We start from the raw sequence: 13133 nt of genomic DNA, 5'->3' as shown, positions 1-13133 counted from the left end.
GCGGGGGTGGGCTGGAGGTGACCGTGACCCTCTCGGTGGGGGTCGCCAGCGTCAGCGGCACCGGCGGCGGCGTCGACGGGTTGATGGCCGCCGCCGACAGCGCGCTGTACGAGGCCAAGCGGCGCGGGCGCGACCGCGTGGAGGCCTACGACCCGGCGCTGCGCCGGCAGGTGCTGCGCCGCCTGAGCATGGAGCGCCAGCTGCGCCGGGCGCTGGACGGGCGGGAACTGGTGCTGCACTTCCAGCCCGTCGTCCGCGCCGGCGACCGGGTCGTCACCGGCGCCGAGGCGCTGCTGCGCTGGCAGCACCCCGAGCAGGGCCTGCTGCCGCCGGCGGTGTTCCTGCCCCTGGCCCAGGACAGCGGCCTGATGCCCCGGGTGTGCGAGTGGGTCCTGCACCACGCCAGCGCCCAGGCCGCCGCCTGGGCGCGCACGTGCTCCCGCCCGCCGCGGGTCTTCATCAACCTGGACCGCCACCAGCTCACCGACGACCAGCTGCCCGCCCTGCTGGCCGCGGTCACCGCCCAGGAGCACGCCGACGCCGCCGGCATCACGCTGGAGCTGAGCGAGAGCCTGCTCAGCGAGGACCTGGCGCAGGTCGGTGCCCTGCTGCGGCGCGTGCGCGGCACCGGCGTGGGCATCGCCCTGGACGACTTCGGCGCCGGCATCACCGCCCTGGGCTGGCTGCAGCAGCTGCCGCTGGACCTGCTGAAGCTGGACCGCCGCCTCACCGCGGACCTGGAGCGGCCGGCCGGCAGGGCCGTCGTGCGAGCGGTCCTCGACCTGGCGCCGCAGCTGGGCATCGACACCCTCGCCGAGGGGGTGGAGGACGCGCAGCAGGCCGCCGACCTGACCGGGCTGGGGTGCGGCTACCTGCAGGGTTTCCACCTGGGCCGCCCCCAGCCCGCCGAGCAGTTCAGCGCCCTGCTCACCGCCTGAGCACGCGGGGGTGCGGAGCCTGACCCCGGCTCCTGCTCAACCGGGGCCAGGCTTCCCCCTGCACCACCCGCGCCGTTCGCGCAGCGCGGGCTCACCCGGGGACCTGGTGGGACGGAGGTGGGACCGGGCCACATCGTCGGGGCCCTTCGCGGCGACGCCTCCGAGCACCAGCCCCTCGGGCTGATCGGTCGCCGCACCGGGTCCGGGACGCGGAACCCCCAGTAGAGCACACGCCGCCGGTGCGGAGAACGGTTGCGGCCGGTGGCCTGCGCCGGGGGAGCCGGTCCACCGCAGGCGCCGCGGAACCGGTCTGCGCGCGGGTGCGCGGGGACGGCGGCGGTCCCTGCCGCGGTTCCCGGGGGACGTCGTCACCGTTCCCCGCCACCTCCCGCGGTGGCGGGGCGCGTGCTGCGCGCTGCACCGCCCGCCGGGTCCTGCGCCGCCGGGTCCTCCAGGTAGACCAGGTCGTTGCCGTCGGGGTCGCTGAAGTGGAACATCGCCGGCACGCCCTCCCAGCGCAGCACCTCCTCGTTGTGCAGCACCACGCCCTCCGCACCGGCCAGCCGCGCGTGCGCGGCGTCCGCGTCGGCGGTGCCCAGCCGCACCGCCATCGGCAGCGGGCTGCCCACGGGCAGCAGCACCAGGCCGACCTCCGAGCCGGGCGGCACCACCTCCACCATCCGGACCCCCGGCCACACCTCCACGTCGTGCCGCACCGCGCACCCCAGCACGCCGGTGTAGAAGGCCAGCGCCGCGTCCTGGTCGGCCACCGGCAGCGCCACGCTCAGCACCCTCGTCGTCATCGCCACACCGTTCAGACGGTGGCGGGGGCCGGAACTCACCGGTCCCGCGGCGCGACGTCCGGTGCCCGGGCGTCCCCGGGCGTCCCCGGGCGTCCCTGGGGTTCCAGGGCCTCCTCCTGAGCCTCGGCGCGCACGCGGGCCGCTGCCCGGCACGCGCGTCAACGCGGGCGGGCCCGGACCAGTCGGCCCAGCCAGCCCGGGGAGCGCCGCCGCGCCGGCGGGGACAGCGCGGCCAGCCACGGCGTCAGCACCGGCGCAACGTCGCGGTAGGTGCCCGCCGGGGTGACCACGTGCAGCACCAGCGCGGGGAAGGAGGACAGGCGCGCCCCGCCGCTCCACAGCGATCGCACGACCGCCACGACGTCCTCGTGCGGCACCAGCAGCTCGGCGCCCTCCACGCGCACGTCGGCGTCGCCGGAGGCGCGCAGCAGCACCTCCAGCCGCGGCGGTCCCTGCAGCTCCACGAGCGCCTCGTGGGAGAAGAAGCCGGGGGAAGCGTCGGCGCGCGCGAACGCCCCGCCGGTGATCCCGGCGGAGGTGACGTCGTCGCCGACGTCCTCGCTGACGCGCACCGACCGACCGCGCTCGCCGGCCAGGGCTCGCAGGCCGTCCAGCACACCCTGGGTGCTCACCGGTGCAGCGTCGCACGGTTCCCGGTGCTGCTGCCGCCGGAGCAGCTCGTCCGGCTCGACGGCGGCGGTGCTCTCCTCCACCCGCGCCACCCGGCGGGTGCCGGGGACGGGGGTGATGTCCTCCCCGCGGGTGAGCAGCCAGGCCAGCGCGGTCTGCGCCGCGCTGGCGCCGATCTGCGCGCCGACGGCTCGGACCTGCTCCACCAGGGCCAGGTTGCGCCGGGAGTTCTCCCCGGTGAAGCGCGGGTCGGTCCTGCGCCAGTCGTCCTCGGCGAAGTCGTCCTCGGCGAAGTCGTCCACGGTGCGGATCCGGCCGGTGAGCAACCCGTGGCCCAGGGGCGAGCAGGGCACCAGGCCGGTGCCCAGCTCGCGCGGGACGGGGAGGACCTCCTCCTCCACGTCGCGGGTCCACAGCGAGCACTCGCTCTGCAGGGCCGTGACCGGGGTGATCGCGTGGGCGCGGCGGATCGTGGCCGGCGAGGCCTCGGACAGGCCGAAGTGCACGACCTCGCCCTCGGCGATGAGTTCCGCGACCGCGCCGGCGGTCTCCTCGATCGGGGTTCGCGGGTCCACGCGGTGCTGGTGGTGCAGGTCGATGCGGTCGGTGCCCAGCCGGCGCAGCGATCCCTCGACGGCGGTGCGGATGTCCGCCGGGCTGCTGTCGGGAGTGCCCGCTGCGCCGCCGGCGTGGGGGGAGCAGCCCGAACTTCGTGGCGAGGACGACCTGGTCGCGGCGGCCGGCGATCGCGCGACCGACGATCTCCTCGCTCAGGTACGGGCCGTAGACCTCCGCGGTGTCCAGGTGGGTGACGCCGAGGTCGAGGTCGAGGGCGCGGTGGACGGCGCGGTGGACGGCGGGAGTGGACTCGGCGTGGTCCAGGGCGCCTCCGCTGGTGTGGGTGCCGGCCGCGCTCGAGACGACCCGGCTCACCCGTGGACGGCGCAGCGGGCCGGGTCGTGGGGTGGACCCCGGCGGTGGTTCCCGGGGGTCTGCTCAGCGCCGGGGCAGGGTGCTGAGCGCGGCCGAGCGCTGCCGCAGCAGGTCGGAGCAGGTGCCGTCGCGCTCGGCCCGCTGATGTCCATGGTCTTTCCTCTGCTCGTCGGTGCAACTGGTGCCCGAGCAGGGTGCGACGGGCCCGGTGCGCCCGGGCAGGTCCCCGTCGATCCGGGGAGCTGCAGGACCCCTCTGCGCACCCCCGGGCGCGGCGCGAGCGGCGGTGGCGTCGTCGCCGTGGCAGCGGCGAGGGCGGACGGTGCGGCGGACGGTGCGGCGGACGGCGGGACGAGCGGTGCGGGGAACCGGCTGGGGGAGTACCTGCGGGCCCGGCGGGCGCTGGTCACCCCCGAGCAGGTGGGGCTGGCGGGCGGGTCGCGGCGGCGGGTGACGGGTCTGCGGCGCGAGGAGGTCGCGCTGCTGGCGGGGGTGAGCGCCGACCACCTGCGCCTCGAACGCGGCCGCAACCCCTCCCCGCAGGTGCTCGAGGCGCTGGCGCGGGTCCTGCTCCTGGACGAGCTGGAGACGCAGTACCTGCTGCAGCTCGCGCGGCCGGTCCCCCGCACCCGTTCCGCCGCCCGCCGGCGCGCCCCGGCGCAGCGCGTCCCCCCGCGCCTGCACCACCTGCTGGCGGCGCTGCAGGTGCCGGCGTTCGTCGAGGGCCGCACCTTCGACGTGCTGGCCTCCAACGCGTCGGCCGTCGCGTTCTCGCCGCGGCTGCGGGTGGGGCAGAACCGGTTGCGCTCGCCACCGGCTCCGCCGACGGCGCGGCCCCCGGTGCGCGCGGTGCCGTCGGCGACGCCCGCGTCGTCGAGCTGGTCGGCGAGCTGGCCCTGGCCAGTGCCCGCTTCCGGGCGTCGTGGGAGCGCCACGACGTGCGCCGGCTGACGGGCGGCACCACGGTCGTGGACCACCCCGTCGTCGGCGAGCTTCAGGCGCCGGCGCCGCCGTCGACCGGCACGATCGCCCCGGTCACCATGGACGCGCGGTCGCTGAGCAGCCAGGCGGCCACCTCGGCGACCTCGCGGGGTTCGGCCATGCGGCCCAGCGGGACGGTGGCGTTGATCCGGTCGGTGATGCCGGGCGTGGCCGCTTCCCACTCCTCGATCATCCGCGTCGCCGTGCCACCCGGGGTGATGCCGTTGACCCGGATGCCGTACCGCCCCCAGGTCGCCGCGGCGGTCTCCGTGATGCTGTTCAGCGCGCGCTTCATCGCGCCGTAGGCCGGCAGCGCGGGGTTCGCGCGGCGGCTGCCGATGCTGGAGGTGTTCACGATCGCCGCACCCGCCGAACCGGGGGCCGCCGGCCTGCGGCGCATGAGCGCGGCCTGTGCGGTCATGGCGGTCCAGTGCGCTCGGAAGTTGACGGTGAACTGCTCGTCGATGTCCTCCTCGCTGGTGGCCTCCAGGGGGCCTGGCCGCTGGATCGTCCCGCCGTTGTTGAAGGCCCCGTCGAGGCGGCCGTGCAGCTGCTCGACGCGGTCGACGGCCGCGCGGATGCTCGCGCTGTCGGCCAGGTCCAGGGCGACCGTGTCAGCCCTGCCGCCGTCGGCGCGGATCCGGCCGGCGAGGAGGTCCAGGGCGTCGGTGCTGCGGGCGGCGAGCACGACGGCGGCGCCCTCCTCGGCGAACAGGTGCGCCGCGGCGGCGCCGATGCCGCGGCTGGCACCGGTGATCAGGACGACCTTGCCGGTCAGCAGGCCGGTCGCGGTGGTGCTGGTGCTGGTGGTGTCGGTGGAGCTCGTCATGGCCACCACGCTGCCCCGGTCCGCGACCCGCAGGCAGGCACAAGCCGTACCAGGGTGCGGGTCCGGGGCGCGTGCAGACTGGGGGGGTGGACAAGCAGGAGCTCGGCGCCTTCCTCCGCAGCCGTCGCGAGCGGCTGCGCCCGCAGGACGTCGGCCTGTCCGCGGGAGCGCGGCGCCGGACACCGGGGCTGCGCCGCGAGGAGGTCGCGGTGCTGGCGCACATCTCCACCGAGTACTACGTCCGCCTCGAGCAGGGACGGGCGCCCCGCCCCTCGGCCGAGGTCCTGGCCGCGATCGCCGGCGCGCTGCGGCTGACCGGCGCCGAGTCCGAGCACCTGCACCTCGTGGCCGGCACCGCCCCGCTGCGCGGCGGCTCGCACCGGCGCGACGTGCGCCCCAGCATCCTGGCGCTGCTGCACCGGCTGCCGCAGACGGCCGGCTTCGTCGTCTCGGCCGCCTTCGAGGTGCTGGCGTGGAACGAGCTGGCGGCGGCGCTCATGGAGGACTTCGCCGAGCTGGCTCCCCGGGAGCGCAACCTCGCGCGCAAGGCGTTCCTCGAGCCGTCGGGACCCGGCGGGCGGGGCGGTGCGCTGTACGGCGTGTCCGACGCGGCGGAGTTCCGCCTCGACGTGGTCGGGCAGCTGCGCTCGGCGCGGGCCCGCTACCCCGCCGACCCCGCGGTCGGCGAGCTGGTCGAGGAGCTGCGCGCGGGCAGCGCCGACTTCGCCCGGCTGTGGGAGCGCCACGACGTGCAGGCGGCGCCGGTGCTCACCAAGACCTTCCAGCACCCGCTGGTCGGGGAGGTGGTCGTCGACTGCGACTCCCTCGCGCTCGCCGACCGCGATCAGCACCTGGTGCTCTACACCGCACCGTCCGGGTCCCGCAGCGCGCAGGCCCTCGCGTTCCTGGACGCCTCGGGGCCGTCGACGACGCTGCGCGCCCTCAGGACCTCGTGAACGTCAGGTGCGTGACCCCGCTCGGGGTGGAGACCACCTCGACGTCGTAGCCGGCCTCCAGGGCCTCCAGGGCCTCCAGGGCCTCCAGGCCGTCCCGCAACCGCACCCCGCGACCCAGCACGATCGGGACCTGCACCAGGTGCGCGTGGTCGACGAGCCCGGCGGCGAGGAGGTCGCGGGCGACGGTCGGGCCGTCGCCGATGCGCACGTCCCGGCCGGCGGCCGCCGCGCGCGCGACGTCGAGCGCCTCGGCCGGGGAGGCGTCGAGGGAGTGGAACGTGGTGCCGCCCTCCATCTCGACCGGCGGCCGCGGGGAGCGGGTGAGCACGAAGGTCGGGGTGTGGAACGGCGGGTCCGGCCCCACCAGCCCCTCCACCCGGGGTCCTCCTGCCAGCCCGGGGGACCGAACTCGCCCGCGCCCGTGATCTCGGCGCCGATGCCGCTCCCGTGCTGCTGAGCGAGCGCGTCGTCGACGCCGGAGGTGCCGCCGTCGCGTCCCGGGATCGGTGCGCCGAAGCGGGTGGCGATCATCCACTCGTGCAACCGGTGGCCGGCGTGGCCCGTGGGCGCCTCGGCGGACTGCGGCTCACCGGTGGCGAAACCGTCCAGGGAGAGGGGGAGGTCGTGGATGCGGGTCCGGCTCACTGCGTGCCCCGGCCGGTGCGTGGACCGCTGCGTGGACGTTCCGCGAGCGGTCCCAGGACGTCCTGCACGTCGGCGTCCAGGCTCAGCGTCTGCAGGACCGCGGTGAGCCGGCGCTCCTCGTAGCGGAAGTGCGACTCCATCACGGCCTCGACGCCCTCCAGGTGGCGGTCCAGCTCGGCGGGGCCGGCCGAGCGCTCGACGGCGGCCTGCAACCCGGCGAGCAGGTGCGCGATCATCGAGTGGTCCTGCCGGAGCTCGCGCAGCGCCTCGCGCAGGTTCGGGTGCTGCTGCGCCAGGGCGGGGAACATCTCGCGCTCCTCGCCCTCGTGGTGACCGGTCAGGGCCACGCAGAAACCGTGGCAGTGCAGCAGCAGGTCCCGGGCGGCAGGTGCCGGCGCCTCAGTGCCGTGCGCGAGCGCCCCGCGCGTGAGGCGCAGCGCCTCGCGCAAGCGCTCGTGCACGGCGAGCAGCTCCCGGCTCCAGGTCAGCAGCCTGGTCTTCTCGCCCTCACCCACGGGGGGCGGGCGAAGGGGACGACACCACCAGCGTCGTGCTCCTCCGTTCCGGCGCCTCCATGCCTGGCACGGTCTGCCACCGGCACGCGACGGTGCGGCGACTGTAGCGCCGGACACCGGGGCGCACCAGGGAGCCCGGGCGCCGCTCGGCACCGGTGGGTCCACGCCGCCGCACGGGTCGTGAGGGGGTCAGCGCTGTGCAGGTCCACGACGATGCCGGGAGCAGACGATGCCGGGAACGCCACGACCCGTCGTGCACTTCGAGGTCATCGGCGAGGACGCGCGGGCGCTGCGCGGCGACTTCGCGCAGCTGTTCGGGTGGGACTTCGACACCTCCTCCCCGGTGGCGGGCGAGGTGTCCACCCCGGGCGGGTACGGCTTCACCGACCCCGGTCGCACCCCGCGGGGTGCGGACGCGCCCGGTGGTGCGGGTGACGGGTCCCGTGACGGCACCGTCGGGCCTGGTCGTGACCCACGCCCGCGATCCGGCGGGGAACCTCCTGGGCCTGGCCTCCGCGCGCTGAGCGGCTGTTCCAGGTGCGGGGTGAGGGCTGCGCCAGGACCCCTCGGCGCGGCAGGACGTGGAAGCCGACGCTGCCGGGCCGTCGGCTGATCACCGCGGCGGTGGTGCCCAGCGCATCGGCACGCTCGGTCAACCCGCGCCGGAAGCCCTGATCGCACCGGACCTGCCGCAGGTCCGGGAACTGCTCGGGCAGTTCGTCCAGCAGGTCGATGCCGCCGGCGGTCCCGCTGATCGCCCCGCCGGTGACCTGCACCGCCAGCAGGTCGCCCTCGACGTCGACCGCGGTCATCCGCTTGCGCCCGTCGACCTTCCCGCCCGCGTCGCAGGAACGCCCGTGCCCGCCTTCGCTGCTGCGGACGGACCGGGAGTCGATGACGAAGGCGCTGGCCGCGACCGCTCGGCCTCGCGGGGCCCGAGACGCCGAACGCGGCGAGGCCGCGAGGCCGCGGTGGCGTCGCTGCGTTCGGCCCTTCCGACGCGTCCGGTCCGTTCCGTGTCGCGGGCGCGATGCAGCCGATGCGACGCCGCTCGACGGCGTGGCGGGTCGTGGACACGTGGCGGCCGCGGGCAGGTGGCGACGTGGTTCCTGGCGAGGGTTGACACGGCTTGGCTAGAGAAAATAGCTTTGCGATACGGCTACTAGCGTTAGCCGCCACCGCCGGCTCCCAGACCCGCACGACGGTGCCCCAGCAGCCGAGTCGAAGGACTGATCATGAGCAAGCCGTACACCGACGCAGGCACCGTCCCCGTCAACGAATCGCAGCCGGTCATCACCTACCACCCGGTCACGGTCGAGGCCCCGGGCCGCCCCGCCCCCCTCGAAGTGAAGGTCTCCGTGCCCGCCACGGGCACCGACCTGCCGGTCATCGTCCTCTCCCACGGTCACGGCGCGTCCAACTTCCTGGCCTCCATGAAGGGCTACGCCCCGGTGGTCGAGTTCTGGGCCGCCCACGGCTTCGCCGTCATCCAGCCCACGCACCTCGACGCCAACGAGCTCGGCCTGCGCGATGCCGACCTCCCGGACGCACCGCTCTTCTGGCGCGACCGGGCGAGCGACGTGCGCCACGTCCTCGACCACCTCGGCGACATCCAGGACCAGGTTCCCGGCCTCGCCGCCCGCGGGCTCGACGCCGGACGAGTCGCCGCTGTCGGTCACTCCCTGGGAGGCATGACCGTCGCGTCCCTGCTGGGCATGCAGGTCCTGGACCCTGCCGACCAGCGCGCCAAGGACCTCTCCGACCCTCGCATCAAGGCCGGCGTCGTCATCGGCGCTCCCGGAGCAGGCCACGACCTGGCGGACTGGGCGCGTGAGAACTACCCCGTCCTGCAGTACCTCGACTTCAGCGCCATGACGGGCACGGCTCTCGTCATCGCCGGCGACGCCGACCTCAACCCCTACTTCTCGGAGCGGATCAGCTACCGCTCCGACGCGTACACCCTCAGCCCGGGGCCCCACAAGACGCTCCTGACCTTCTTCGGAGCAGAGCACATCTACGGAGGCGTCTCCGGCTACGACGCGGGCGAGACCTCGGACGAGAACCCCGAGCGGGTCGCCACCCTGCGGGCCCTCGTGTGGGCGTACCTGCGCAGCCGCCTCTTCGCCGACGACCCCGCCTGGCGCAACGCCCTCGACGCCCTCGCCGACGACGAGCAGCCCCTGGCCGAGGTCGAGGCGAAGTAGCAGGCGCACCGACCTGAGCTCACCCCGGCCCTGACCTCGGGCGGCGGCCCGCGGGTCGCCGCCCGAGGTCGCTCCTCGCCAGCCTCACCCTGCTCGTGCGACTCGACGACGCCGTCCAGCTCGGCACCGGGACCAGCACCGGCACCCGCGCACGCCCCCGCCCTCGTCGTCGCTCCGGGCACGTTCGCGGCCGGCATCCTGGTCGCAGGCGCGTTCTGCCTCGCGGGGTCCGAGGCCGCCGTGGGCCTCCACGCGCTGAGTGCTCTGACGGGGTGGCGTGGGGGGCCTGCAGCGCCTGGGTCTTCCCGGCGCGAGCCGGAGTGGAACCACCCGCCGTCGCACGGGGCGACGTGCTCGCCAGATCCGCTGCCCGGACGGGTCTCGATGTGCTCCCACCAGCCGGGTGCACGGTCGACCAGGGGTTCGGTCAGTCCTCCTCGAACCGCCCAGGCTCCCCCCCCGGCTGTCGACCCGCGGAGGATGAACGTCACGGCGACGCCGAGGAAGCATCCCCGGCGAGCTTCGTGAGCGGCCTTCACGCTCGTGCTGGACGCGGAGCAGGACCGGAGGGCGCAAGCGCCGGCGACGTCGGTGGCACCGGCCCGGCCGCGCGACCACGCGGGGCGTTGCCAGGGTGTCGGCGACCAGGTCCGCGCGCACGGTCGTGCCGCTCGCGACCCTCGAACGGGTCGACTGGTCCGACGACCGCCGCCTGCACGCCGAGCTCGGCGACGTCGCGCCCGCCGAGCACGAGGTCACCCACGACCCGATCACAGCGTCGTCAGCGCCGGAGACCAGGGGAAAGGCTCTGCTGAAGCCGGGGCGGGTCAGCGGGCCCGCTTCGTCACGCACCGCCGCAACTAATCGTGCTACCTTGTGGCTAATCCAAGTACCCGCCATTGGGTGCGGCTGCTGCATCGATGCGACTGGTTCCGATCATGAGGCTCTCGAACTGCGCGCACCCCGCCCCGCGAGGGTGCGGAGCGCGGGCTCGCCATGCCTAGAGCAGGCCTCGACGCCGCCACCGTCACCCGCGCAGCAGCCGAGGTCGTCGATGAAGTCGGCTACGCCAGCCTCACGATGGGGCTGGTCGCGGACAGGCTCGGGGTGCGGGCGCCGTCCCTCTACAAGCACGTGGCAGGGCAGGCGGATCTCAGTCGCCGCATCGCAGTGCTGGCGGTCACCGAGATCGGCGACGCTCTCCGCAACGCGATGCAGGGCAAGTCGGAGCGTCAGGCGCTCGAAGCCGCCGCCCACGCGACACGGCGGTATGCCCGGGAGTCCCCTGGTCGCTTCGCGGCCACCTTGTACAACACGGCGACCGGTCCTGGGGATCCGCTCCACCTCGCGTGGCTGCGGGTCATCGAATCCCACCTGGCCATCCTGAGCGGGTACGAGATCCACGAGGAGGACACTCGGCACGCCCTTCAAATGCTCCGCAGCTTCCTGGACGGGTTCTGCTTGATCGAGCCGGCGGGAGACATGCACACCGAGGACGAGATCGAAGCCAGCTTCCGATGGCTGATCGCTTTCATCGACCGCGGACTTCGCGAGCTGTCCGACGTCACGCGCAGCGCTCGATCGAGGACGGCGGTGGCTTCGACCTCCACGAGCACGTCCGGCTCGACGAGGTAGCTCACGCCGATGGGGGGAGCGGGCGGCAGCGGTTGAGGTCGAGGCCGCCCGGGCGCGTTCCGAGCTGGGGTGAGGACGCGCCCCCTGCTGTGACCCGGACCGGAGCCGTGGTTCGGCGACCACCTCGGTCGGCAGCCGCGCAGCGGTCCTCCGACACCTCCCGTCGCGGCAGCACCGGCAGCACCTGCACCGTCGTGCCACCCGGGTCCGGAGGTGGTGCAGCACGTGAGAACCGTCTTCGGCGCCCCCTTGCCCACCAGATCAGCGTGGAGTCGACGTCGATCTCGCTGGCCAGGCACCAGGAGCGGTCCGCCGGCCGGAGCAGGTTCGGCGACTGCGGGCCGAACCCGTCGTCGGTGACCTGATGGCCCACGGCCAGCGCGGCACGCAGCGGCCCGGTCAGGAGCAGGTGGTCGCGCCCGGCTGGGTGCGCCGCCGGCCAGGGTGGGGGCGGGGGTGGCGATGGAGCGCCACTGCATCAGGGCGTGCGGGGGGAGAAGTCGACGGGGTGCGGGGCGCGCGTAGGCGGCGAACCCGGTGGGCACCGTGCACGCCACCGTGCTGCCGGAGCCGCGCGGCCGTCCGGCAGTCCCTCCGTGCTCACCGGCTCACCGGCTCACCGGCTCACCGGCTCACCGGCTCACCGGCTCACCGGCTCACCGGCTCACCGGCTCACCCGTGCTCGCCGGCTCACCGTGCCCGCGCTGCCCGCGCTGCCCGCTGCTGCCAGTGCGACCAGGCTGCTGCGGTGGCACCGTCCCGGAAACGCCTCACCAGTCCCCGCCGCCACCCTCGCCACCGGAGCCGACACCAGGCCCGCCGTCCGAACCGCCGTGGTGCCCGCCGTGGTCACCGTCGCCGGTGCTGCCCGGGGTCGTGTCGGAGGAGGAGCCGGTGCACCTGAGGGCCTGGGCGCGCACGGCCACCGCGGTCTCCAGGTCCTCCAGCGCCTCCCGCAGCTGCGGAGCCAGGGCCCGGGCGTCGGCGAGGACGTCGGCGGCCTCGTCGAGGCCCGCTGCGCCCGGCAGGTGCCCGACCACCTCCCGCAGGCACCCGGCACCGGCGAGCAGCACGAGGAGGCTGACCGTCGCCGGGTCGACCGCCGGCGCCCCGCCCGCCCGGTGCGGGAGACGGGTGGCCAGCAGCGCCGCGCGCAGCTGCACCTGCAGCGCGGCGACGGAACCCTCGCGGGGGAACCACCGCACGCGGGTCAGCACGAGCAGGCGCCGGCGGCGTTCGGTGCGCAGCGCACCGGCCTCGCCCAGGGCGCTCGCCGCGTCCTCCCACAGCCGTTCGCCCGCCAGCGCGCGCACGGTGCGCGCGGCGTCCCCGGCGCCGGCGGTGACCGCCGTCAGCGCCGCGGTGAGCCGGGGTGCGGGCTGCGGCCCGGGCCGCACGCGCAGCGCGCCGCTCGCGGGGTCGGCCTGGAGGTGGCGCAGCAGGACCAGTTCGCTGAGCAGGGCACCGGCCAGGACGGTGGCCGCGGCCCGGGCGGGCAGGCGCCGCCGGCCCTGGGCGTCGAGCAGGAGCAGGGCGGCCCGGTCGGCGATCAGCACGGGGAGAACCTAGGAGGTCCCCCGCGGGGCTGGGCGGCGTTTTCGCTCCGCGCTGGGACGCGCACGGCAGGACCGTGGTCCGTCGCGTGCCGGCTGGATCGGCGGGTCCGGGCCGGCCAGGGCGAACCCCGCGACCGCTCGGCGCTGCTCGTCGACGACCGTGCGGGCCCGAGCCCGGTGGCCGTCGGCGTGCACGGCGGCGCTGAGCCCGGCCTGCGCCACGCGGTCCGCGACGTCCTCTCCGACCGGGCCGGCGCCGATGACGACGTCGCGTGTGCTGCCGGTGGGGGTCGTGCTGCCGGCGCCGGTGCTGAGGGAGGTGCCGGTGTTCACCTCGTCGTTCCCCCGGTGGTGCCGGTGTGCGGGTCGGTGCTCCTGCTGGTGCGGGCGTCAGCTGGTGCGGGCGTCAGCTGGTGCGGGCGGCGCGACGCAGGCGCAGGGCGGAGATGAGGAGGAGGACCGCGCCCGGGACGGCGTAGGCGGCGGCGGGGGCCAGGCTGGGGGTGGC

9 protein-coding genes and 3 pseudogenes are annotated in these 13133 nt (G+C 75.6%); 5 read left to right on the top strand and 7 right to left on the bottom strand.

What is annotated here, in order from left to right:
• Positions 1 to 938: GGDEF domain-containing phosphodiesterase (locus tag GTR00_RS04770; protein ID WP_166610494.1), on the top strand; the 938-nt coding region annotated here is incomplete at its 5' end.
• Positions 939 to 1306: 368 nt separating this feature from the next.
• On the opposite strand, the gene GTR00_RS04765 is transcribed toward GTR00_RS04770, so the two are convergent.
• Positions 1307 to 1741: a VOC family protein gene (locus GTR00_RS04765; protein ID WP_166610493.1), complete on the bottom strand. Its 435-nt coding sequence runs from the start codon at positions 1739 to 1741 to the stop codon at positions 1307 to 1309.
• 692 nt (positions 1742 to 2433) lie between these two features.
• Positions 2434 to 3304: pseudogene (locus GTR00_RS26275) on the bottom strand (aldo/keto reductase); the annotation flags it as partial.
• A gap of 372 nt (positions 3305 to 3676) precedes the next feature.
• On the opposite strand from GTR00_RS26275, the pseudogene GTR00_RS04755 reads away from it, so the two are divergent.
• Positions 3677 to 4302, top strand: a pseudogene (locus GTR00_RS04755) (MmyB family transcriptional regulator); the annotation flags it as partial.
• Here the strand turns inward: GTR00_RS04755 and GTR00_RS04750 are convergent.
• Complete coding sequence (locus GTR00_RS04750; protein ID WP_166610492.1) at positions 4299 to 5114, bottom strand: SDR family NAD(P)-dependent oxidoreductase; 816 nt, start codon at positions 5112 to 5114, stop codon at positions 4299 to 4301. The pseudogene GTR00_RS04755 and the gene GTR00_RS04750 sit on opposite strands and share 4 nt — an antisense overlap.
• An 86-nt stretch (positions 5115 to 5200) precedes the next feature.
• Between GTR00_RS04750 and GTR00_RS04745 the strand changes: the two genes are divergently transcribed.
• Positions 5201 to 6070, top strand: coding sequence for a helix-turn-helix transcriptional regulator (locus GTR00_RS04745; protein ID WP_166610491.1), 870 nt, complete (start codon positions 5201 to 5203; stop codon positions 6068 to 6070).
• On the opposite strand, the pseudogene GTR00_RS26270 reads toward GTR00_RS04745, so the two are convergent.
• From GTR00_RS26270 to GTR00_RS22850, 3 genes and pseudogenes are all read right to left on the bottom strand, one after another.
• Positions 6057 to 6715: pseudogene (locus GTR00_RS26270) on the bottom strand (dihydrofolate reductase family protein). The gene GTR00_RS04745 and the pseudogene GTR00_RS26270 sit on opposite strands and share 14 nt — an antisense overlap.
• Positions 6712 to 7230, bottom strand: a complete 519-nt coding sequence (locus tag GTR00_RS04735) for a hemerythrin domain-containing protein (protein WP_166610490.1) — start codon at positions 7228 to 7230, stop codon at positions 6712 to 6714. Before GTR00_RS04735 ends, GTR00_RS26270 begins: the two are co-directional and overlap by 4 nt.
• A 380-nt stretch (positions 7231 to 7610) precedes the next feature.
• Complete coding sequence (locus GTR00_RS22850; protein WP_323132217.1) at positions 7611 to 8126, bottom strand: transposase; 516 nt, start codon at positions 8124 to 8126, stop codon at positions 7611 to 7613.
• Between the two features lie 339 nt (positions 8127 to 8465).
• On the opposite strand from GTR00_RS22850, the gene GTR00_RS04720 reads away from it, so the two are divergent.
• Both GTR00_RS04720 and GTR00_RS04715 read left to right on the top strand, forming a co-directional pair.
• Complete coding sequence (locus GTR00_RS04720; RefSeq protein ID WP_166610489.1) at positions 8466 to 9434, top strand: alpha/beta hydrolase family protein; 969 nt, start codon at positions 8466 to 8468, stop codon at positions 9432 to 9434.
• A gap of 996 nt (positions 9435 to 10430) precedes the next feature.
• The gene (locus GTR00_RS04715; protein WP_166610488.1) at positions 10431 to 11069 is read left to right on the top strand and encodes a TetR/AcrR family transcriptional regulator; all 639 of its coding nucleotides are present in this window, start codon (positions 10431 to 10433) and stop codon (positions 11067 to 11069) included.
• Positions 11070 to 11839: 770 nt separating this feature from the next.
• Here the strand turns inward: GTR00_RS04715 and GTR00_RS04710 are convergent.
• Complete coding sequence (locus GTR00_RS04710; RefSeq protein ID WP_166610487.1) at positions 11840 to 12625, bottom strand: GPP34 family phosphoprotein; 786 nt, start codon at positions 12623 to 12625, stop codon at positions 11840 to 11842.
• Positions 12626 to 13133: the final 508 nt, after the last annotated feature.

The organism is Kineococcus indalonis, from assembly GCF_009906395.1.
In the GTDB taxonomy this organism is placed as follows: Bacteria; Actinomycetota; Actinomycetes; order Actinomycetales; family Kineococcaceae; genus Kineococcus; species Kineococcus indalonis.
Note: the sequence above shows the minus strand (reverse complement) of the source record. Positions and strands in the feature narration are given on the sequence as shown.